The sequence below is a fragment of the Nocardia sp. IBHARD005 genome, from assembly GCF_052814245.1.
Window position 1 is genome coordinate 3743918 of sequence record NZ_CP199935.1, and the last position, 21187, is coordinate 3765104.

General features: G+C 64.9%; 18 protein-coding genes, 3 rRNA genes and 1 riboswitch. Of the genes, 16 read left to right on the plus strand and 5 right to left on the minus strand.

Going from position 1 to position 21187, the window contains the following annotated elements; all coding sequences use genetic code 11:
- Positions 1–265 precede the first annotated feature (265 nt).
- The 7 genes from ACTWPB_RS17415 (at position 266) to ACTWPB_RS17445 (ending at position 8809) form a co-directional block, all read left to right on the plus strand.
- Entirely contained in the window at positions 266–1420 is a 1155-nt protein-coding gene (locus tag ACTWPB_RS17415) for an 8-amino-7-oxononanoate synthase (protein WP_446221689.1), read from the plus strand.
- Entirely contained in the window at positions 1417–2097 is a 681-nt protein-coding gene (bioD, locus tag ACTWPB_RS17420) for a dethiobiotin synthase (protein WP_446221690.1), read from the plus strand. The genes ACTWPB_RS17415 and bioD overlap by 4 nt, the downstream gene beginning before the upstream one ends.
- 435 nt (positions 2098–2532) lie before the next feature.
- Positions 2533–4049, plus strand: a 16S ribosomal RNA gene (locus ACTWPB_RS17425).
- Between the two features lie 334 nt (positions 4050–4383).
- Positions 4384–7518: ribosomal RNA gene (locus tag ACTWPB_RS17430) — 23S ribosomal RNA — on the plus strand.
- 121 nt (positions 7519–7639) lie between these two features.
- Positions 7640–7756 (plus strand): 5S ribosomal RNA (rrf, locus tag ACTWPB_RS17435).
- The 16S, 23S and 5S rRNA genes sit together here, the layout of an rRNA operon.
- Before the next feature lie 60 nt (positions 7757–7816).
- On the plus strand, positions 7817–8278 hold the full coding sequence (locus tag ACTWPB_RS17440) for an ROK family protein (protein ID WP_446221691.1): 462 nt from the start codon (positions 7817–7819) through the stop codon (positions 8276–8278).
- 36 nt (positions 8279–8314) lie between these two features.
- Positions 8315–8809, plus strand: a complete 495-nt coding sequence (locus ACTWPB_RS17445; protein ID WP_446221692.1) for an SRPBCC domain-containing protein — start codon at positions 8315–8317, stop codon at positions 8807–8809.
- A gap of 69 nt (positions 8810–8878) precedes the next feature.
- Here the strand turns inward: ACTWPB_RS17445 and ACTWPB_RS17450 are convergent, their stop codons facing one another.
- From ACTWPB_RS17450 to ACTWPB_RS17460, 3 genes are all read right to left on the minus strand, one after another.
- Complete coding sequence (locus ACTWPB_RS17450) at positions 8879–9910, minus strand: ABC transporter substrate-binding protein (RefSeq protein ID WP_446226388.1); 1032 nt, start codon at positions 9908–9910, stop codon at positions 8879–8881.
- Positions 9910–10677, minus strand: coding sequence for an ABC transporter ATP-binding protein (locus tag ACTWPB_RS17455; protein ID WP_446221693.1), 768 nt, complete (start codon positions 10675–10677; stop codon positions 9910–9912). The genes ACTWPB_RS17450 and ACTWPB_RS17455 overlap by 1 nt, the downstream gene beginning before the upstream one ends.
- A gap of 167 nt (positions 10678–10844) precedes the next feature.
- Positions 10845–11876, minus strand: a complete 1032-nt coding sequence (locus tag ACTWPB_RS17460; protein WP_446221694.1) for a FecCD family ABC transporter permease — start codon at positions 11874–11876, stop codon at positions 10845–10847.
- Between the two features lie 18 nt (positions 11877–11894).
- A riboswitch (cobalamin riboswitch) is annotated at positions 11895–12041 on the minus strand.
- A gap of 77 nt (positions 12042–12118) precedes the next feature.
- Here ACTWPB_RS17460 and ACTWPB_RS17465 point away from each other — a divergent pair.
- Genes ACTWPB_RS17465 through ACTWPB_RS17490 form a run of 6 tightly spaced genes read left to right on the plus strand, consistent with a single transcriptional unit; the run spans position 12119 to position 16771 of the window.
- Entirely contained in the window at positions 12119–13210 is a 1092-nt protein-coding gene (locus tag ACTWPB_RS17465; RefSeq protein ID WP_446221695.1) for an ABC transporter substrate-binding protein, read from the plus strand.
- A complete protein-coding gene (locus ACTWPB_RS17470) occupies positions 13210–14070 on the plus strand; it encodes an ABC transporter permease (RefSeq protein WP_446221696.1) in 861 nt (286 codons plus the stop codon). Before ACTWPB_RS17465 ends, ACTWPB_RS17470 begins: the two co-directional genes overlap by 1 nt.
- Positions 14046–14810 (plus strand): ABC transporter ATP-binding protein, encoded by a 765-nt coding sequence (locus ACTWPB_RS17475; protein ID WP_446221697.1) that lies wholly within the window; start codon positions 14046–14048, stop codon positions 14808–14810. The genes ACTWPB_RS17470 and ACTWPB_RS17475 overlap by 25 nt, the downstream gene beginning before the upstream one ends.
- Positions 14807–16156: an LLM class flavin-dependent oxidoreductase gene (locus tag ACTWPB_RS17480; RefSeq protein ID WP_446221698.1), complete on the plus strand. Its 1350-nt coding sequence runs from the start codon at positions 14807–14809 to the stop codon at positions 16154–16156. Before ACTWPB_RS17475 ends, ACTWPB_RS17480 begins: the two co-directional genes overlap by 4 nt.
- A gap of 46 nt (positions 16157–16202) precedes the next feature.
- A complete protein-coding gene (locus ACTWPB_RS17485) occupies positions 16203–16610 on the plus strand; it encodes an MFS transporter (RefSeq protein ID WP_446221699.1) in 408 nt (135 codons plus the stop codon).
- Positions 16607–16771 carry a hypothetical protein gene (locus tag ACTWPB_RS17490; protein WP_446221700.1) on the plus strand — a complete coding sequence of 55 codons (165 nt, stop codon included), beginning with the start codon at positions 16607–16609 and terminating at the stop codon, positions 16769–16771. Before ACTWPB_RS17485 ends, ACTWPB_RS17490 begins: the two co-directional genes overlap by 4 nt.
- A 10-nt stretch (positions 16772–16781) precedes the next feature.
- Here the strand turns inward: ACTWPB_RS17490 and ACTWPB_RS17495 are convergent, their stop codons facing one another.
- The gene (locus ACTWPB_RS17495; protein ID WP_446221701.1) at positions 16782–17369 is read right to left on the minus strand and encodes a TIGR03086 family metal-binding protein; all 588 of its coding nucleotides are present in this window, start codon (positions 17367–17369) and stop codon (positions 16782–16784) included.
- A 62-nt stretch (positions 17370–17431) separates the two neighbouring features.
- Here ACTWPB_RS17495 and ACTWPB_RS17500 point away from each other — a divergent pair, with 62 nt between their 5' ends.
- Together ACTWPB_RS17500 and ACTWPB_RS17505 are read left to right on the plus strand one after the other, a co-directional pair.
- Positions 17432–18220 carry a DUF6597 domain-containing transcriptional factor gene (locus ACTWPB_RS17500; protein WP_446221702.1) on the plus strand — a complete coding sequence of 263 codons (789 nt, stop codon included), beginning with the start codon at positions 17432–17434 and terminating at the stop codon, positions 18218–18220.
- A 69-nt stretch (positions 18221–18289) separates the two neighbouring features.
- Positions 18290–19435 carry an alpha/beta fold hydrolase gene (locus tag ACTWPB_RS17505; protein ID WP_446221703.1) on the plus strand — a complete coding sequence of 382 codons (1146 nt, stop codon included), beginning with the start codon at positions 18290–18292 and terminating at the stop codon, positions 19433–19435.
- Here ACTWPB_RS17505 and ACTWPB_RS17510 read toward each other — a convergent pair whose 3' ends face one another.
- The gene (locus tag ACTWPB_RS17510) at positions 19436–20020 is read right to left on the minus strand and encodes a TetR/AcrR family transcriptional regulator C-terminal domain-containing protein (RefSeq protein WP_378957473.1); all 585 of its coding nucleotides are present in this window, start codon (positions 20018–20020) and stop codon (positions 19436–19438) included.
- Between the two features lie 150 nt (positions 20021–20170).
- Between ACTWPB_RS17510 and bioB the strand changes: the two genes are divergently transcribed.
- The gene (gene bioB / locus ACTWPB_RS17515) at positions 20171–21184 is read left to right on the plus strand and encodes a biotin synthase BioB (protein WP_446221704.1); all 1014 of its coding nucleotides are present in this window, start codon (positions 20171–20173) and stop codon (positions 21182–21184) included.
- Positions 21185–21187: the final 3 nt, after the last annotated feature.

The following is a 21187-nucleotide window of genomic DNA, read 5'->3' on the forward strand; positions in this document are numbered from 1 at the left end:
GGCATCGCCTCGGATGCGCGTCCAGCCGACGGGCACCATTGCCGTCGCGACCGCGGCGATGGCGTCGCTCGGCTGAACGTGCGACGGGCATCGTTGCCGTCGCGACCGGGGCGATGGCGTCGCTCGGCTGAACGTGGACATCGTCGGGTGAGGAGCGCGGCCGAGTGGCAATCTCGGGCAGCCGACGCCCATTCGAGTCCGGCGCGTGCCGCGGGATCGGTGCATCCCGACCGTCCTGAACGGTGTTCAAGTATGCTGCTCAACTGTGAGTACGGATCCGTTGAGCTGGTTGGACGAGCGTGCGGCCGAACGGGTCGACGCCGGGCTACGCAGGCATTTGCACGAGCGCGTCGCCGAGTCGCCCGCTATCGACCTCGCCTCCAATGACTACCTGGGCCTGCACCGGCACCCCGAGGTGGTCGAGGGCGCGATCGAGGCGGTGCGTCGCTGGGGAGTCGGCGCTACCGGCTCGCGCTTGGTCACCGGAACGACCACCGAGCACGCACTCCTCGAACTCGAACTGGCCGAATTCGTCGGCGCCGAAACAGGATTGGTCTTCGCCACCGGCTATGCCGCCAACCTGGGTGTGGTCACCGCACTGGCCGGACGCGGGACCCTCGTGGTCTCCGACGCGGGCTCGCACGCCTCGCTGGTCGACGCGTGCAGGCTCTCCCGCGCGAGGGTCGCGATCGCACCGCACCGCGATGTCGCCACGGTCGAGCGGCTGCTCGCCGACCGCACCGAGGAGCGCGCGCTGGTCCTCACCGATTCGGTCTTCAGCGCCGACGGCGATCTCGCGCCACTGGCCGACCTGCATCGCGTCACCCGGGCGAACGGCGCCATCCTGATCGTCGACGAGGCCCACGGACTCGGGGTGCGCGGCGCGGGCGGACGCGGGCTCGTGCACGAGATGGGCTTGGCCGGCGAACCGGACCTCGTCGTCACCGCCACCCTGTCGAAGGCATTCGCCGCCCAGGGCGGGGTAGTCCTGGCCGATGCCAGGATCCGCGCCCACCTCATCGACGCCGCCCGCACCTTCATCTTCGACACCGGCCTCGCTCCCGCCGCGGTCGGCGCGGCGCGCGCCGCCCTCGCGCTGCTGCGACGCGATCCGGCGATGGCCGCCCGCGTCCTGGACCGCGCCGCCGACATCGCCCGGATCGCCGGAGTGCCCGACCCCGATTCCGCGGTGGTCTCGGTAGTTCTCGGCGAGGCACAGGTCGCGTTCGATGCGGCGCAGGCCTGCCGCGCCCGCGGACTCGACGTCGGCTGCTTCCGCCCGCCCTCGGTTCCCGAAGGCACCTCACGGCTGCGTCTCACCGCCCGTGCCGACCTCACTTCCGCCGAACTCGAGACGATCGCTGAGGTCCTCAGCGATGTTCTCGCGTCGGCCCGCGGCAAGGAATCGGTGACGGCATGACTGTTCTGCTGATCAGCGGCACCTCGACCGACGTCGGCAAAACCGTCGTCACCGCGGCGCTGGCCGCCGCCGCAGCGGCCGCGGGCCGCGCCGTCGCGGTCTGCAAACCCGCCCAGACCGGCATCGCCCCGGGCGAACCCGGCGACCTCGCCGAAATCACCCGCCTGAGCGGGGTGACCCGCACCCTCGAACTCGCCCGCTACCCGGAACCGCTCGCCCCCGACACCGCCGCACGCCGCGCGGCCATGCCACTACTGACTCTGAGCGAGACCGTCGCCGCCGTCGATTCGCTCGCCGATGCCGACCTGGTGCTGGTCGAAGGTGCGGGCGGACTGCTGGTGCGGATGGGCGAGTTCACCCTGCTCGACCTCGCCGGCAAGCTCGGTGCCCCGGTGCTGGTTGTCGCCGCGGCCGGACTCGGCACCCTCAACCACAGCGAACTCACCACCCGCACGCTCGCCGCGGCAGGCGTTCCCTGCGCCGGCTTGGTCATCGGCTCATGGCCGAGCGAGCCCGACCTCGCCGCTCGCTGCAATCTCGATGACCTTCCACGAGTCACCGAGACTCCGGTTGTCGGCACAATCCCCGCAGGCGCGGGACAGTGGGATCGCCACCGTTTCACCGCGGCCGCGCCCAACTGGTTCACTACCGGCCTGCTGCGTGGAAACCACCCTTGACCAGCCGATTTGACTTCGTGTTAGTCGGCACGTAACTTTATTCGAGTCAGAGCGACACGGACACCGACTCAGCCACTGGCTGGGACACGAGGTAGTACGATGAGCGCCTGACTGATCATGTGTTCATGGCAACATGCTCCGGGATTTGCTTCCGAGGTTGGTCTTGAGCTAAAGTACGAACCCTTGCCTCACCGAAACCCCTACGAGATGTTGTGGGCAGAAGTGTGTGCGTGTGTTCTTTGAGAACTCAATAGTGTGTCGATGAATGTCAGTGCCAATATTTATATTGGTTCCAACCTTCGCGTACCCCCCGGTCGTGGGAGGTTGGACATTGAAAACAACAGCGAAATTTTTTGCTGGTGTTTGGCTTTGCTAGGTTTTCGGACTCTAGTTAGATAATTTTGATTGCACCCTCCGGGGTGTTTTCGAGAGTCTTCAACGGAGAGTTTGATCCTGGCTCAGGACGAACGCTGGCGGCGTGCTTAACACATGCAAGTCGAGCGGTAAGGCCCTTCGGGGTACACGAGCGGCGAACGGGTGAGTAACACGTGGGTGATCTGCCCTGTACTTCGGGATAAGCCTGGGAAACTGGGTCTAATACCGGATATGACCTTCGGATGCATGTCTGAAGGTGGAAAGATTTATCGGTACAGGATGGGCCCGCGGCCTATCAGCTTGTTGGTGGGGTAACGGCCTACCAAGGCGACGACGGGTAGCCGACCTGAGAGGGTGACCGGCCACACTGGGACTGAGACACGGCCCAGACTCCTACGGGAGGCAGCAGTGGGGAATATTGCACAATGGGCGAAAGCCTGATGCAGCGACGCCGCGTGGGGGATGACGGCCTTCGGGTTGTAAACCCCTTTCGACAGGGACGAAGCGCAAGTGACGGTACCTGTAGAAGAAGCACCGGCCAACTACGTGCCAGCAGCCGCGGTAATACGTAGGGTGCGAGCGTTGTCCGGAATTACTGGGCGTAAAGAGCTTGTAGGCGGTCTGTCGCGTCTTCTGTGAAAACTTGGGGCTCAACCTTAAGCTTGCAGGGGATACGGGCAGACTAGAGTACTTCAGGGGAGACTGGAATTCCTGGTGTAGCGGTGAAATGCGCAGATATCAGGAGGAACACCGGTGGCGAAGGCGGGTCTCTGGGAAGTAACTGACGCTGAGAAGCGAAAGCATGGGTAGCAAACAGGATTAGATACCCTGGTAGTCCATGCCGTAAACGGTGGGTACTAGGTGTGGGTTTCCTTCCACGGGATCCGTGCCGTAGCTAACGCATTAAGTACCCCGCCTGGGGAGTACGGCCGCAAGGCTAAAACTCAAAGGAATTGACGGGGGCCCGCACAAGCGGCGGAGCATGTGGATTAATTCGATGCAACGCGAAGAACCTTACCTGGGTTTGACATACACCGGAAACCTGCAGAGATGTAGGCCCCCTTGTGGTCGGTGTACAGGTGGTGCATGGCTGTCGTCAGCTCGTGTCGTGAGATGTTGGGTTAAGTCCCGCAACGAGCGCAACCCTTATCTTATGTTGCCAGCGCGTAATGGCGGGGACTCGTGAGAGACTGCCGGGGTCAACTCGGAGGAAGGTGGGGACGACGTCAAGTCATCATGCCCCTTATGTCCAGGGCTTCACACATGCTACAATGGCCGGTACAGAGGGCTGCGATACCGCGAGGTGGAGCGAATCCCTTAAAGCCGGTCTCAGTTCGGATCGGGGTCTGCAACTCGACCCCGTGAAGTTGGAGTCGCTAGTAATCGCAGATCAGCAACGCTGCGGTGAATACGTTCCCGGGCCTTGTACACACCGCCCGTCACGTCATGAAAGTCGGTAACACCCGAAGCCGGTGGCCTAACCCTTGTGGAGGGAGCCGTCGAAGGTGGGATCGGCGATTGGGACGAAGTCGTAACAAGGTAGCCGTACCGGAAGGTGCGGCTGGATCACCTCCTTTCTAAGGAGCAATTCTCCAGCGCATTCCCAACAGAGGTTGGTGAGTGGTTGGCAGAGACAGTTTCGGACCCATTCGTGGTCCGGCTGGAGCTCATGGGTGGAACACTGACAGCTTTCATCGCATACGGATGGTCCTCAGTGATCGTCCGCGATGGGTATACCGACACACTATTGGGTCCTGAAAGAACACGCGAATGTGTTTTTTCATGGCAAAACAAACGATCCGCTCGGATCTCCTTCGAAACCGCCGGCAGGTAACTGTCGAGTAGGTCAGGAATTCAATCCGATGCGGGTGTGTTGTTTGAGAACTGCACAGTGGACGCGAGCATCTTTGTTAGTAAGTGTTTAAGAGCGTACGGTGGATGCCTTGGCACCAGGAGCCGATGAAGGACGTAGGAGGCTGCGATAAGCCTCGGGGAGCTGTCAACCGAGCTGAGATCCGAGGATTTCCGAATGGGGAAACCCAGCACGAGTGATGTCGTGTTACCCGCATCTGAATATATAGGGTGTGTGGAGGGAACGTGGGGAAGTGAAACATCTCAGTACCCACAGGAAGAGAAAACAACAGTGATTCCGTGAGTAGTGGCGAGCGAAAGCGGATGAGGCTAAACCGTGTACATGTGATACCCGGCAGGGGTTGTGTATGCGGTGTTGTGGGGTCATTCTTCTCAGTTCTGCCGGACTGGGCGAGAGTAAGAAACCAAGTGGTTAGTTGAAATGGTCTGGAACGGCCTGCCATAGACGGTGATAGCCCGGTAAACGAAAACTTCTTGGCTCTCGTGAGTGATACCCGAGTAGCAGCGGGCCCGTGAAATCTGCTGTGAATCTGCCGGGACCACCCGGTAAGCCTGAATACTCCCTGGTGACCGATAGCGGACTAGTACCGTGAGGGAAAGGTGAAAAGTACCCCGGGAGGGGAGTGAAATAGTACCTGAAACCGTGCGCTTACAATCCGTCAAAGCCTTCGCACTCTTGAGTGTGTGGGGTGATGGCGTGCCTTTTGAAGAATGAGCCTGCGAGTCATCGGTGTGTGGCGAGGTTAACCCGTCGAGGGGTAGCCGTAGCGAAAGCGAGTCTGAATAGGGCGAACTCTAGTCGCACATTATGGACCCGAAGCGGAGTGATCTACCCATGGCCAGGGTGAAGCGACGGTAAGACGTCGTGGAGGCCCGAACCCACTTAGGTTGAAAACTGAGGGGATGAGCTGTGGGTAGGGGTGAAAGGCCAATCAAACTCCGTGATAGCTGGTTCTCCCCGAAATGCATTTAGGTGCAGCGTCACGTGTTTCACATCGGAGGTAGAGCTACTGGATGGCCTAGGGGGCCCACAAGCTTACCGAAGTCAGCCAAACTCCGAATGCCGGTGTGTGAGAGCGTGGCAGTGAGACTGCGGGGGATAAGCTTCGTAGTCGAGAGGGAAACAGCCCAGATCGCCGGCTAAGGCCCCTAAGCGTGTACTAAGTGGAAAAGGATGTGGGGTCGCTTAGACAACCAGGAGGTTGGCTTAGAAGCAGCCACCCTTGAAAGAGTGCGTAATAGCTCACTGGTCAAGTGATCCTGCGCCGACAATGTAGCGGGGCTCAAGTACACCGCCGAAGCCGCGGCATTCACACAATAACCCGTCCTTACTTTTGGTAAGGGCCAGGTGTGTGGATGGGTAGGGGAGCGTCCTGTGGCCGTGGAAGCAGCAGTGTGAACTAGCTGTGGAGGCCACGGGAGTGAGAATGCAGGCATGAGTAGCGAAAGACGAGTGAGAAACTCGTCCGCCGAATGACCAAGGGTTCCTGGGCCAGGTTAATCCGCCCAGGGTGAGTCGGGACCTAAGGCGAGGCCGACAGGCGTAGTCGATGGACAACGGGTTGATATTCCCGTACCCGTGTATCCGCGCCCAATGCTGAATCAGTTGTGCTAACTGTCCAAATGTTGTCTTACTGAGCCTTCGGGCGAGGGGGATGACGGCTGCACAGGACCCCGGCTGTAGTAGGTAAGCGATGGGGTGACGCAGGAAGGTAGCTGGGCCAGGTGATGGAATACCTGGTGTAAGCGTGTAGGGCGTTGTGTAGGCAAATCCGCACAACATGTAGCCTGAGACGTGATGCGTACCCGTTGAGGGGAATTCAGTGATCCTATGCTGCCGAGAAAAGCCTCTAGCGAGCTGGTACACGGCCCGTACCCCAAACCGACACAGGTGGTCAGGTAGAGAATACTAAGGCGATCGAGAGAACTGTGGTTAAGGAACTCGGCAAAATGCCCCCGTAACTTCGGGAGAAGGGGGACCACATCTGGTGACGGAATTTACTTCCTGAGCTGGGTGGGGTCGCAGAGACCAGAGAGAAGCGACTGTTTACTAAAAACACAGGTCCGTGCGAAGTCGTAAGACGATGTATACGGACTGACGCCTGCCCGGTGCCGGAAGGTTAAGAGGACCGGTTAGCCTGTCATGGGCGAAGCTGAGAATTTAAGCCCCGGTAAACGGCGGTGGTAACTATAACCATCCTAAGGTAGCGAAATTCCTTGTCGGGTAAGTTCCGACCTGCACGAATGGCGTAACGACTTCTCTGCTGTCTCAACCACAGACTCGGCGAAATTGCATTACGAGTAAAGATGCTCGTTACGCGCGGCAGGACGAAAAGACCCCGGGACCTTCACTATAGCTTGGTATTGGTGTTCGGTACGGTTTGTGTAGGATAGGTGGGAGACTGTGAAGCTCGGACGCTAGTTCGGGTGGAGTCGTCGTTGAAATACCACTCTGATCGTATTGGACTTCTAACCTCGGACCATGATCTGGTTCAGGGACAGTGCCTGGTGGGTAGTTTAACTGGGGCGGTTGCCTCCCAAAATGTAACGGAGGCGCCCAAAGGTTCCCTCAGCCTGGTTGGCAATCAGGTGTTGAGTGCAAGTGCACAAGGGAGCTTGACTGTGAGACTGACAGGTCGAGCAGGGACGAAAGTCGGGACTAGTGATCCGGCACCGGCAAGTGGAAGCGGTGTCGCTCAACGGATAAAAGGTACCCCGGGGATAACAGGCTGATCTTCCCCAAGAGTCCATATCGACGGGATGGTTTGGCACCTCGATGTCGGCTCGTCGCATCCTGGGGCTGGAGTAGGTCCCAAGGGTTGGGCTGTTCGCCCATTAAAGCGGCACGCGAGCTGGGTTTAGAACGTCGTGAGACAGTTCGGTCTCTATCCGCCGCGCGCGTAAGAAACTTGAGGAAGGCTGTCCCTAGTACGAGAGGACCGGGACGGACGAACCTCTGGTGTGCCAGTTGTTCCGCCAGGAGCACTGCTGGTTGGCTACGTTCGGAAGGGATAACCGCTGAAAGCATCTAAGCGGGAAGCCTGTTCCAAGATGAGGTTTCTCTCCCACTTGATGGGTTAAGGCCCCCTACAGACCATGGGGTTGATAGGCCAGAATTGGAAGCCAGGTAACTGGTGTAGGTGACTGGTACTAATAGGCCGAGGGCTTACTACAAAGGTGTTACGCGTCCACTGTGCGGTTTCTGAAACAACAGGCACTGCAGCAAACCTGATCATCGGGTCCCATGAGAATGGGGTTTCGGTGTTTCGGGGAGCGCTGTCTGGTTTCATAGAGTTACGGTAGTTATAGCGGTGGGGAAACGCCCGGTCCCATTCCGAACCCGGAAGCTAAGGCCACCTGCGCCGATGGTACTGCACTCGACAGGGTGTGGGAGAGTAGGACACTGCCGGAACATCATTGCGAAAGGCCCTCCAACTTCGGTTGGAGGGCATTTTTGCGTTCCCGGAATATAGTGTCCCGGTTCGGGATTGGATTCCGCGGTACGCAGGAGTTCCAAACAGACCGTGCACCGCGGCCTCCTGACCCGCGGACAGCGGATCGGTGGCGAAGTGCATCAACTCGTTGCGTACGTCGCGGACCTGCTCCACAAGTTCCAGGACCTGACTTTGATCGAGGCGCCAGCCGAGCTTGCGCCATCGAAGACTGGCTCGGCAACGGGGTGGCCAACCTGGTGAACATCTTCAACCCGACGATGGTCGTGTTCGGCGGGGTGCTGCGCGAGATCTACCTCGGCTCGGCCGCCCAGGTCCGCAGCAGGCTGGCCGTGAACGGACTGCTCGCGGTCCGCGAACGTGTCCGGCTGCGGACCTCGGCGCTGGCCGACGACGCCCCGCTGATCGGGGCCGCTGAACTGGCGTTCGCCGACGTGCTGACCGACCCACTGCAGACACTGGCGCGTAGCTCCGGTGGTTGACCGGCTGGCGTCGGCAGGGCGGCTATCGTGAAAGCCATGGCGACGACCACCAGGATCGGCACGCAGATCAACGCGCCTCGTTCGACGGTCTACCGTCTGCTGCTCGATGGCGACGCGGTGGCTGCCTGGATGATGCCCGACGGGATAACTGTCGATGTGCATCGGTTCGAGCCGGTGGAGGGCGGATCGTTCTCGATCACCCTCACCCATGACGAGCCCAACGACGCGGACGAGACGGGGAACTACGATGCGGGAACCGTGCGCCAGCAGCACGACGCCTACTTCGGGACGTTCCGCTCGCTGACCTCGGATGAGCAAGTGGTCGAGGTGCTGGAATTCGTCACGGAGAAGCCGCATATGACCGGGGCGCAGGCCATCACCTTCACCCTGACAGACGCTGACGGCGGCACCCACCTCGAGGTACTGCACGAGGGGGTTCCGCCCGGGCTCAGTCCCGCGGAGAACGAAATCGGCTGGCAGATGGCGCTGACGAAACTGGTGGCGCTCGCCGAGCGGGGCACGACCGACTGAGTTCCGCCCGGTGCGACGGTCTACCGGCAGCGCGAGTCAGCCACAGCCTGGACCGGCGCCTGGCCGGGGTCAACGTACGGCGTCGTCTGCGCGGGGTGTGATACCAGAGGCGGGGACGAGGTTCCACGTTTCGAGCTGCTTGCGGATCTGTTCGGCCGCATCGATATTGAGTGGCCCGCTCGTCCACAGCGCGTACGGCAAGTTGAAGAACCGGCTGTCGCGGACCGCGCGCAGACCGTTGATACCGGGCTTGGAACGCAGCAGTTCGACCTTCTGCTCGTAGCTCTGGCCGGGATAGTCGACGAACATGATCGCGTCCGGGTCGGCGGCAGCGAGCCGCTCCCAGGAGACCTTGGTCCAAGTGTCGTCGACATCGTCGAGGATGTTGCGGGCGCCCGCGGCTTCGAGGATCGCTTGTGGCGCACCGTATTTGCCGCTGGAGTAGATGGTGTCGGTGCCGCTGTCGAACAGGAACACCGTTGGGGTTCGCGCCGGTTTCGGGGCGGCGGTCAGGGCGGCGAGCCGGTGGTCGAGGTCGGCGGTGACCTCCCGCGCGCGGTCGGGATGGCCCGTGATCGTGCCGAGGTCGGTCAGGTCGGTGCGCAACGCGGTCCATGGTTCGACGGTGCCGCGTGCGGCGGCGCCGTCGAGTTGGCGACAGCTCTCGGTGAGGACGTAGGCGGCGATACCGTCCTTGCGCAGTGACGCGGGGGTGAGGTTGCTGGCCTCGTCGTAGCCGTAGCTCCAGCCGGCGACCATGACGTCCGGGCGTTGGGCGAGCACCGTCTCACGCGAGGGGTACTCGGGGGCAACGGATTTCAGGCCGTCGACGATGTCGGCGCCGTAGTGCGCACGCAGGGTGTCAACGTCGCGCTGGATGCTCGAGACCGCGACGACCTGGTCCTGCGCACCGAGCGCGAGCACCATCGAGATGAGATTTCCGTCGTTGACGAACAGGCGCTGTGCCGGGGCGGGGAACTGGGATTCCTTGCCGCAGTTGAGGATCGGGACCGTCGTCGCGGACTCTGTGGTGGCGCCGGTGCAGGCCGTCAGAACGGCGGCAAGGGCAGTGGTGGCCAGGATCCGGCCGTGGTTCTTCATCATCGCGCCTCTCGCGGGGTGATCAACAGGTGGTCTTCGCCGGTCAGCGGGTGCTGGACGCGCGTGGCGTCGACACCGAATACCTCGGCGACGACATCGGGTGTCAGCGCCTGGGCCGGTGGTGCCGGTGCTCGGGCGGAACCGTTGTGCAGCACAATGATTCGATCGCAGTAGCGATCGGCCAGGGACAGATCGTGCAGGGCGGCGACGACGGTCCGGTTCAGTTTCCGCATCAGGGTGAGCAGTTCGAGTTGATGGGTGACATCGAGATGGTTGGTCGGTTCGTCGAGCAGCAGGACCGGGGTGTCCTGCAACAGCGCCCGTGCCAACAGAACCCGTTGCCGTTCGCCGCCGGAGAGCTGCTGCACCTGCCTGCCGGCGAAGCCGTCGAGGTCGACTGCCGCCAAGGCCTGTGCCACACGGTGCTGTTCGCGCGGACCACCGAGGCCCCATGGCGGCAGATAAGGGGTCAAGCCCAAGGCCACTACCTCGCCGACCAGCATGTCGGCGGGCGGGGCCTCGTCCTGCGCCACCAATGCCACGGTCGCGGCGCGCTGTCGAGGTCGGAGAGAATGCAGCACGTGCCCGTCGACGAGCACCTTGCCTTGCCTTGGCTTTCGCACCCCCGCCAGTACGCGCAGCAATGTCGACTTGCCGCTGCCATTGGGCCCGACAATTCCGACGGTCTCCCCGGCCCCGATCGAAAATTCCGCGCCGACCACGATGTTGCGTCGGCCGACCGTACAGGTGAGCCCGACTGCTCGCAATCGGCCTGGATCGGCCCGAGCAAGCGAATCGGGCTCCGTCGCAGGAAGTCCGAGGCTCTCTGGTCGGTGGGCGGTGCGGTTCGGCTCCCGATTGTCCGGGGCGCAGGTGTCTGCGGTCGGCGTCGGTCGCCGTTGTGCCCGTCGGCCGAACGTGGGTAGGCGGCCGCTCATGATGCACCGAACTGGTAGCGGCGTCTGCCCATCAGCAGCAGGAAGGTCGGAGCGCCGATGAGGCCGGTGAGTACGCCGACCGGGATCTCGGTGGGGCGCACCAGTATTCGGGTGGCGGCGTCGGCGACCACCAGGAACAGCGCACCGCCGAGCGCGCAGGTGGGGAGCAGGTTGCGGTGGCGGGGGCCGACGATCATCCGGGCGGCGTGCGGGACGACCAGGCCGACGAAGCCGATGCCGCCCGACACCGCGACCAGGACCCCGACGAGCACCGCGAGCAGCACGAACAGGCCGATGCGCAGCTGTCGCACCGGGACGCCGACCGACGACGCGGTGTCCGCGCCGAGCGTGAGTGCGTCCAGCCAGCCCGCGCTCGCCATGAGGATCGCGCCGCAGGCCAGCACCACGGTCAATGGCAGGGCGATGGTCGTCCAATCGGCACCGGCGAGGCTGCCGAGCAGCCAGAACAGCACCGACTCCGCCGCCGCGGGATCGGTGCTGCGAAAAACGAGGAAACTGCTGAACCCGGCGAACGCCGAACCGAGCACGGTGCCGGTGAGCACCAGCCGCAGCGGGGTGAGACCGCCCTGGGCGAACGCGATCAGGAAGACCAGGGTCGCGGCGCCGAATGCACCGAGCAGCGCACCGCCCGACAGCGCCCAGATGCCCGCACCGGCGAACAATCCGGAGGTGATGACCGCGGCCGCGCCGACACCGGCGCCGGAGGAGACGCCGAGCAGGAAGGGGTCGGCCAGTGGGTTGCGCACCAGCGTCTGCATCGCCGCACCGGCCAGTGCCAATCCGGCGCCGACCACCGCTGCCAGCAGCGTGCGTGGCACCCGGAGTTGCCAGACGATGGTGTCGATGCCGAGATCGGTGGGTGTCGCGCCGGTGAGCCGGGCGATGAGGGTGTCGAGCACCGCGGACACGGGCACGATCTCCGCACCGAATCCGGTGGCACCGATCATGGCCGCCAGCAACAACGCCCCGATCAGGGGCAGTGCGAGCGAGATCCGGGCACGGATCATCGGGAATTCTCCACAGGCAAGGCGCGGCCCTTTCAGAGGGTGTCCCGGCGAGGGAGGTCTGACTTTCGCCGCGAGGCGATCACAGTGGCGCGACCGTTCCGGAGTGACACCGGATTCCCGCACCCGCCGGGGATGACGCCCGAACTCTAACGCGGCACTCAGTGCCAACGAGGAGCCGGGCCCTTCGAATCATGGAAACGCTAAGGGTGTTTGCGGGTGATCGCGGTTGCTTGAATTCCGCTATGTACCGACCGAACACCTTTCGACCCGGCCTGCGTGGCCGCGCCACCGCCGCACTGCTCGCGATGGCAACCGTTGCGACGCTCGGCCTGACCGGCTGCGCACAGGGCAACGACGCACCGGTCGGCACCCCCGACGCGCCGCTGCCGACCGAGGTTCCGCCCGGGACCACACTCGTCGTCGCCGATCAGCAGGAACGTCTGCAATCGGCGCTGCGGCTGTCCGGCGAGCTGGACAAGCTGCCGTTCAAGATCGAGTTCGCGAACTTCGTCGGTGGTCCGGCCATTCTCGAGGCCTTCCGGGCGGGCGCGGCCGATGTCGGTCAGGTCGGTGATGTGCCGCCGATCCACGCGCTGGCCGCGGGGCAGGACGTGCCGATCATCGGCGCCTATCAGACCAACCCGAAGGCGATGAAACTCGCTGTCGCACCGGGCCGTTCGATCTCGAAGCTCACAGATCTGAAGGGTAAGAAGATCGCCTACGCCGAGGGCACCGCCCAGCAGGCGTCGGTGCTGAAGGCGCTCACCAAGGCGGGCCTGAAGCCCACCGATGTGGAGCTGGTCCGGCTGCAGCTGGCCGAATTCCCGGACGCGGTGCGCACCGGTCAGGTCGATGTCGCGCCGCTGATCGAGCCCAATGTGACCAGGTTCCTCCGCACCCAGGGCGCCTCGCTGGTCCCGGATTCGGAGACCACGGGCATCTACAGCGGCCTGGCCTATGTGTACGCGCGTCGGGCGGTGGTCCAGGATCCGGCGAAGGCCGCCGCGACCCGCGCCCTGGTCGGCGCGTTCGTGCGGGCCTGGCAGTGGACCAACACCCATCGCGAGGAATGGGCGACCCGCTACTACGTCGACAGCCAGAAGGTCAGCGCCGACGATGCCAAGCGGATCGTCGAATCGCTGGGCACCTTCACGTTCCCGCACCTGGACCAGCAGCTGATCGCCCGGCAGCAGAGCACCATCGACGCGATCGACGCCGTGGGTGAACTGCCCAAGAAGATCAAGGCCGTCGACGGTTTCGACCTGCGCTTCGATGCCGCGGTCACCGAGGCCGTCACCGCCAGTGGGGCGGCGTTCGCGCCGGCGGCGGGCTGATGGCCACCCTCGACGCCGGCGTGCTGCGCCGGATCAGGGCGAGCAAGGCCCCGGCCGAGGCGCTCGCGCCGCGCGGGCGGGGCAGGCGCAGACTGGGACCCGGCAAGCCCATCTGGTTCGGCTTCGCCCTCGGACCGGCCCTGCTGATCGGCACCTGGGTGGTCGGCTCCGCGATCGGCGCCATCGACCCGGAGACACTGCCCGCACCGTGGACGGTCGCCCAGACCGCTGGCGAGCTGATCGCCGACGGCCGGTTGCAGTCCAACCTGCTGACCTCGTTGCAGCGTGCCGTGATCGGCCTCGTCCTCGGTGTGGCGATCGGTGTGGTGCTCGCGCTGGTCTCGGGCCTGAGCCAGCTCGGTGAGGCGGTGGTCGACGGTCCCGTGCAGATCAAGCGGGCGATCCCGACGCTGGCTCTGATCCCGTTGTTCATCGTCTGGTTCGGGATCGGCGAGCAGATGAAGCTGATCGTGATCACCACCAGTGTGCTCATCCCGATCTATATCAACACCCATGCCTACCTGCGCAGCGTCGACGCGCGCTATGTGGAACTGGCCGAGACGGTCGGGCTGTCGCGGTGGGGCTTCCTGCGGCGGATCGCGCTGCCGGGTTCGCTACCGGGGTTCTTCCTCGGGTTGCGGCTGGCGGTGACGATTTCCTGGCTGGCGCTGGTGGTGGTCGAACAGGTCAACGCGACCAGCGGCATCGGCTACCTGATGACGCAGGCGCGCACCTACGGCCAGATCGACGTGATCGTCGTGGGTCTGGTGATCTACGGACTGCTCGGACTGTTCGGCGACCTCGCCGTGCGGGCAACGGAACGAAAGGTGCTGGCATGGCGACAGACACTGGGCGACTGAGCTCCGACGAGCGGGTCGTCGTCCGCACCCGCGCTCTCACCCGCGGCTTCGGCACGCGAATCGTGTTGAACGGCATCGATATCGAGATCCGGCGCGGTGAGTTCGTCGCGCTGCTCGGGCGCAGTGGTTCGGGCAAGAGCACGCTGTTGCGGGCGCTGGCCGAACTCGATTCCGAGGTACCGGGTTCCGGCGAGCTCACGGTGCCGACGCAACGCGCGGTGGTGTTCCAGGATTCGCGGCTGCTGCCGTGGGCGCGGGTGCTCGACAATGTGGTGCTCGGGTTGACCGGGCGCGACGCGGACCAGCGGGGACGATCGGCATTGGCCGAGGTCGGGCTGGCCGGGCGCGAGAAGGCCTGGCCACGTGAGCTTTCCGGCGGTGAGCAACAGCGGGTGGCGTTGGCCAGATCGTTGGTGCGTGAGCCGGAACTGCTCCTGGCCGACGAACCGTTCGGCGCGCTCGACGCGCTGACCAGGATTCGGATGCACGCCCTGCTGCAGGCGCTGTGCGAGCGGCACCGGCCCGCCGTGCTGCTGGTGACCCACGATGTGGACGAGGCCGTGCTGCTCGCCGATCGGGTGCTGGTTCTCGACGAAGGCCGGATCACGATCGATCAGCGCATCGAGACCCCGCGCCCGCGCAGGCACGCGCACCCGGAGTTCGTCCGGCTGCGCGAAGCGCTGCTGACCGGGCTCGGTGTCGACACAACAGAATTCGAGAAAGTGATACAGGCGTCATGAGTGCACCGCGTCAACTGAGTCTCAACGCGTTCATCTACCCGTCCGGGCACCACGAGGCCGCCTGGCGCCATCCCGGCAGCAGGCCCGACCGCATCTACGACGTCTCCTACTACCAGGAGATCGGGCGCACCGCGGAGGCGGCGAAGCTCGACGCGGTGTTCTTCGCCGACGGTCCCGCCCTGCGCACCGACGTGCGTCACAATGCCGCGCCCGGCCTCGAGCCGATCACCTTGCTCACCGCGATCGCCGCGGCGACAACACATCTGGGCCTGATCGCGACCGCGTCGACCACCTATTACGAGCCCTACAATCTGGCGCGGCTGTTCTCCTCGCTCGACCACATCTCCGGCGGACGCGCGGGCTGGAACATCGTCACCACCGGAACCGACCTGGCCGCGGCCAACTTCGGGCTCGAACGGCACCCGGATCACGCCGAACGCTACGCCCGCGCAAGGGAATTCGTCGACGCGGTGGTCGGGCTGTGGGACAGCTGGGAAGACGATGCGATCGTGCTCGACCGGGCCGCCGGTGTGTATGCCGATCCGGACAAGATCCATCCGATCGACTTCGTCGGTGAACACCTCAGCGTGCGTGGGCCTTTCAATGCGGCGCGGACGCCGCAGGGACGACCGGTGCTGGTGCAGGCCGGGGCCTCGAACGAGGGGCGCGCCTTCGCCGGGAAGTACGCGGAGGCCATATTCACCGCGCATCAACGGCTTTCGGACGCGCAATCCTTCTACGCCGACATCAAGTCCAAGGCCGCCGAGTTCGGGCGCACCGCCGACGAGGTGAAGATCCTGCCGGGAATCAGCCCGTTCATCGCCGGCACCGAGGCCGCCGCGTTGCGCCTGGAACGCGAGTTCAACGAGCTCACGGTGCCCGAATACGGGATCAAGCAGCTCGAATCGATCACCGGCACCTCGCTGCGCACCCTCGCGCTCGACGAGCCGGTGCCGGTGGAAGTGTTCGCGGGGGCGGGGGATGTCACCGACAACGCGCGCAGCAGATTGCAGGTGGTGGCCGGGATCGTCGAGCGGGAACGGCCGACCCTGCGTGGGCTGCTGCACCGGCTGGCGGGTGCGCGCGGACACCGGGTGTTCGCGGGGACGCCCGAGCAAGTGGCCGACACCATCGAGGAGTGGTTCACCCAGGGTGCGGCAGACGGCTTCAATGTGATGCCGCCGTACTACCCCGGTGGGCTCGAGGTGTTCGCCGAAACGGTGGTGCCGATCCTGCAGGAGCGCGGGCTGTTCCGCACCGAATACACCGGGACCACGTTGCGCGACCACTTCGGGCTCGCGCGCCCGGAGAGTCAGTTCGCTCGTAGCGCCGCACTGGCCGGATGACGGTGGGCTGTAGCCGGAACAGGACTCGACGGTCGGTGGTGGCGTCGTGACTCAGCTGCGATCCATGGCGCTGGCGGTGTTCGTTCCTTCCGCCATCTACGGAATCGGTTCGGGCGCAGCGGCTCCCATGCTGCCGCTGCACGCACTCGAACTCGGCGCGTCGGTCGCAACGGCGGGTGTGGTGGTCGCCATGATGGGCTTCGGGCTCAATCTCGGCGATCTGCCCGAGGGGTGGCTGGTGGCGCGCACCGGCGAGCGCAAGGCGATCGCGCTCGGCTCGTTGACCTGTGCGCTCGGCCTGCTCGTGGCCATCCTCGCGCCGAATATCACGGTGTTCGCGGTCGGGCTACTGATCAATGGTGCTTCGGGTGCGGTGTGGGGTCTGGCCAGACAGACCTACCTGACATCGGGATGTTCGCGGGCCCGATCGCGGTCGGCGCGATCAGCGCGGTGACGGTGCTCGGTGCGGCGGCGGGCGCGCTCGCGGTGGCGGGGCTTGGCGGAGCGGCCGCGATGTATCGCTGGTTCCCCGGGCGCCCGGTCGGCACGGTGACGGTGCCGCGACAGCGGGCCGCGAGTCCGATCGAAACCAGGGAGTCGGTGCAGAGCAATTGACCGGGAAGGCCTACGGCGTGACGACGGCCGATGGCCAGGCGGGGTCGCGTCCGGTGAGGCCGAGGATGCGGTCGAGGAGCGGGGCGGTGGCCGCGACGGGGACCTCCGGGCCGTAGATACCCATCTCACGGCCTTGATCGGCGGTGGCGGCGGTGTCGTTGTACGTCTCGCGCAGCAGGTCGTCGTCCCAGTGTGGCGTGCTGCCGGTCGCGCGGGCGAGGTCCCAGCCGTGGACGACCAGTTCGCCGACCACCATCCCACCGACCAGCGGTGCGGGAAGTTCCATGGGTCCGCCCATGTAGGTGACGCCTTGCCATGCGGCGGGGTCACGCCACGCGGTGGCGAGCTCGTCGAGGTGCGCGTCCAGGGCCGCGACCCAGTCGTCCGCGGTGCGATCGACAGCGGATTCGGCCGGCGCCACTGCTTCCTTGCGCGCGGCGCCGACCAGCGACGGTCCCCAGAACAGCAGGTGATCGAGCAGGGCTCGGACATCGAACTCGGCGCAGGGTGTCGGGTCGGCGAGCCGGCTCGGCTGCACGGTGCGGATGATCTTCGACAAGGTCGTCGCGGCGCGCGCGACACGTTCGGTTTCGGACATGTACCGAGGTAACCACCGCGACGAGGGCGCTGTCTTGAACAAACGCGACATAGACTCGCCGGGTGGAACGCGACCCCCGCGAACTGGGCGGCGCCTCGCAGCTGTCGCAGCGCCATACGTTCATCGCGCCGTCGGGTGACCTGGCGCGATATGTCGAGCGGTACTGGGTCGTCACCTGGGATTACGAGCGGCCGTATCGGCAGCTGGTCGCACCGCTGCCGAACGTCCACCTGACGTTCCGTGACGGTCGTGCCGAACTGCACGGGCCCTCCTCCTCGCACGTCTACCGCGAGCTCACCGGCTCGGGTTCGGTATTCGGCGTCGCCTTCCGGCCGGGCATGTTCGGTCCTTTCCTCGATGGTCCGGTAGCGAACCTGCGGGATCGAGTAGTCGACGCGGCAACGGTTTTCGGCCCGGAAGTGCCTGATCCGGTGGATGTCGTTTCGGTCGAATGCCATCTCCGCGCGCACCTGCCCGTCGCCGACCCGGCGGCTGAGTACGCGGGACGGATGGTGGCGATGATCGCCGAGGACGCGGGCATCACCACGGTCGACGCGCTCGCGGCGCGCTGCGGGCTCAGTATTCGCCGCGTGCAGCGGTTGTTCGCCGAGTATGTCGGCATCGGGCCGAAGTGGGTGATCCGCCGCTACCGCCTGCAGGAAGTCACGGCGCGGCTCGCCGACGGCGTCGAGATCGACTGGGCCGCACTCGCGGCGGACCTGGGCTACGCCGACCAACCGCACCTCAGCCGCGACTTTCGCAAGATCTTCGGTGAACCACCCACGCGCTACGCGCAGCGGTACGAGTCGTCCGGGAAATCACCGCCCGACCGGCGAAGCCGACGTCGATAGTGCACTGCGCAGCGATGCTCGCAATGACGACCGGAAGCAGCTGGTTTCGGCGGTCCCTACAGTGGAGGGATGTCGTCATTCGATCGGCATCCGTCTACCGTCGCGGATTTCGACGATGCGCGGCGGCGGGAACGGTTGCGCGAAACCCGGCTCGGACACGGTTGGCGTCGCTGGCGCCGGACCAGACTGGCGGTGCTGCGAATCATCGCGGTGCTGGGGGTAGCGATGATCGTGTTCGGCCAGTATTGGGTCCACGATGTCGTCCCCGAGCGTGCGCGCCTGGCGCAGACCGCGCCGGAATTACTGCCCGCCCATCTGCCCACTGACGCGCGGGATTGGGATACCGCGGTCGTCGACCTGGTCGGGCTCGGGGGAGTCAATGCGCTACCGACCGCCGCGGCACTTCCCGCGTTGAGTCGCCTCGGGGTCGTGTGGGCCGTGCGCTACGACAACGCGGGTATCGATACCAAGGTCATCGCCGAGATGATCGTGCGGGCTGCCAGATACGGCAATGTGCGCAATATCGTGCTGGTCGGTCACAGTATGGGCGGGATCATCGCGCTCGAAGTGGCGCGGCATATCCACCTGGGTAGCGATCGGCGATTGGTCGCGGTCGTGCTGGACTGCACGCCGATGGATCTGGACGCGGTTCGACCCGAGAGTCGCAGTCGCGGTGCCGATCTGGTGCGGTGGGTGGGCGGGCTACCCGGCGCGAGGGAGAGCAGGCTGCTGCGCTTCGTGGTCGAGATGTGGGCTCGGCGTGAACGTTTCGCGCAGCGGGACGGGTTGTACTTCGATATCGACTACCGCGCCATGAGCCGGGCGTCGGCAGAGGTATTGCGCGACAAGATCTTCTCTCGTGATGCCGCCAGCAACGGGTTGATCGAAGCGCAGTTCCTGGCGATCGTCGCGGGCGGCGGGGCCGCGGATCTGCGGGCGCTCGGCAAGCCGAATCCGGACAAGCGAAACCCGGCGATCGTGTTCATCCGGCCCCGCGACGGGTCGCGCGATGACGTGGTGGACGTGGAGTATTCGCACCAGGTGCTGATCGAACATTCCGGCGGCGTCGACGGCACCCTGTCGGTGGTGCGGCCGAATCGGATCGAGCATGCGAATCCGATTCAGCGACCCCGCGAATACAACGAGGTCATCGAAGCGCAGGTACTGCCGTTCGTGCGCCGCTATCAGGAAGCCAATCGCAACGATCCGCCCTGATCAGCGCACGCGGGCACCGAGAATGGTGCGCACGCCCGCGATGAACAGTTGCAAGCCGAAGTCGAATCGCGCGGTGGGATCAGGGGTGTCGAGCAACGGTGTGTTGTCCTCGGGCAGCGCGCCGACGGAGTCCATCTGCATGCGCGACTGCTCGTCGACGGTCTGGCCCAGCACGTAATAGAGCAGGGTGTAGGCCGTGAGATCGGCTTCCTCCCTGGTCATTCCGGCACGAATGACGATGCCCGCCAGGCGTTCACGCGCCTTGCTCGTGGTCAGGCGGGAAGCGTAGGTGGCCGAAACCAGTTCGGCGCCATCACGATAGGCGAGCAGGCAGTCGCGCAGTCGATGCGCCAGCTCGGTGAGCTGTGCGGGCCATTCGGTGGCGGTGATCGGCTCGTCCATCGGGGCGAGAATCCGGTCGGCCACCGCACCGAGCAGGGTCTGCTTGTCCTTGACGTGCCAGTACAGCGCCCCCGGCTGCACCTGCAGCGAGCCCGCGAGCCGGCGCATCGTCAGGTCGGCGAGCCCGTACTGATCGAGAATCGCGACGGCGGCGTCGACCACATCCGTCTTCCGCAGTTGCACGCGCGTCCTTCCGTCCGAATTTCCGACCCGAGTGTCGTGACTCACTCGTAGCCGCTACCCTATCCTGAACACCGTTCAAGTTGCACGGCCACGCCGGGTGGACCACACCCACGGCTCGTGCGCACACCCCCGTCGAAGGGACATCACGTCGTGACACAGGCACCCGTCCAGACCGATATTCTGGCCATCGCCCGTGAGCAGGTGCTCGAGCGCGGCGAGGGCCTCACCGAGCAGCAGGCCGTCGAGGTGCTGCGCCTGGGTGATGATCGCCTGGAAGCGCTGCTCGAGCTCGCCCACGAAGTGCGGATGAAGTGGTGCGGCCCCGAGGTCGAGGTCGAGGGCATCATCAGCCTCAAGACCGGCGGTTGCCCCGAGGACTGCCACTTCTGCTCGCAGTCGGGCCTGTTCCAGTCGCCCGTGCGCGCGGCCTGGCTCGACATTCCCAGCCTGGTCGAGGCGGCCAAGCAGACCGCCAAGACCGGCGCCACCGAGTTCTGCATCGTCGCCGCGGTACGCGGTCCCGACGAGCGCCTGATGGCCCAGGTCGCCGCCGGTGTGGAGGCCATCCGCAACGAGGTGGACATCCAGGTCGCCTGCTCGCTCGGCATGCTCAACCAGGAGCAGGTCGACCAGCTCGCCGCGATGGGTGTGCACCGCTACAACCACAATCTCGAGACCGCCAAGTCGCACTTCCCCAAGGTGGTCACCACCCACTCCTACGAGGAGCGCTTCGAGACCCTGCGGATGGTGCGCGAAGCGGGCATGGAGGTGTGCTGCGGCGGCATCCTCGGTATGGGCGAAAGCATCGAGCAGCGCGCGGAGTTCGCCACGCAGCTGGCCGCGCTGAGCCCCGACGAGGTCCCGTTGAACTTCCTCAACCCGCGACCCGGCACCCCGTTCGGTGACCTCGAGGTACTGCCCGCCGCCGACGCGCTGCGCGCTATCGCCACGTTCCGGCTCGCGATGCCGCGCACCATCCTGCGTTTCGCCGGTGGTCGCGAGATCACGCTCGGCGACCTCGGTGCCAAGCAGGGCATGCTCGGCGGGATCAACGCCGTCATCGTCGGCAACTACCTCACCACCCTCGGACGTCCCGCCGAGTCCGATCTCGATCTGCTCGGTGAGCTGAGCATGCCGATCAAGGCGCTCAACGATACCCTCTGAAAC

Excerpts from the sequence above, each read along its gene's own strand:
- ACTWPB_RS17450 (WP_446226388.1), bottom strand. The coding sequence starts at position 9,910 with ATGAAGAACCACGGCCGGATCCTGGCCACCACTGCCCTTGCCGCCGTT.
- ACTWPB_RS17465 (WP_446221695.1), top strand. The coding sequence starts at position 12,119 with ATGTACCGACCGAACACCTTTCGACCCGGCCTGCGTGGCCGCGCCACC.
- ACTWPB_RS17470 (WP_446221696.1), top strand. The coding sequence starts at position 13,210 with ATGGCCACCCTCGACGCCGGCGTGCTGCGCCGGATCAGGGCGAGCAAG.
- ACTWPB_RS17505 (WP_446221703.1), top strand. The coding sequence starts at position 18,290 with ATGTCGTCATTCGATCGGCATCCGTCTACCGTCGCGGATTTCGACGAT.
- ACTWPB_RS17475 (WP_446221697.1), top strand. The coding sequence starts at position 14,046 with ATGGCGACAGACACTGGGCGACTGAGCTCCGACGAGCGGGTCGTCGTC.
- ACTWPB_RS17460 (WP_446221694.1), bottom strand. The coding sequence starts at position 11,876 with ATGATCCGTGCCCGGATCTCGCTCGCACTGCCCCTGATCGGGGCGTTG.
- ACTWPB_RS17480 (WP_446221698.1), top strand. The coding sequence starts at position 14,807 with ATGAGTGCACCGCGTCAACTGAGTCTCAACGCGTTCATCTACCCGTCC.
- bioD (WP_446221690.1), top strand. The coding sequence starts at position 1,417 with ATGACTGTTCTGCTGATCAGCGGCACCTCGACCGACGTCGGCAAAACC.
- ACTWPB_RS17495 (WP_446221701.1), bottom strand. The coding sequence starts at position 17,369 with ATGTCCGAAACCGAACGTGTCGCGCGCGCCGCGACGACCTTGTCGAAG.
- ACTWPB_RS17445 (WP_446221692.1), top strand. The coding sequence starts at position 8,315 with ATGGCGACGACCACCAGGATCGGCACGCAGATCAACGCGCCTCGTTCG.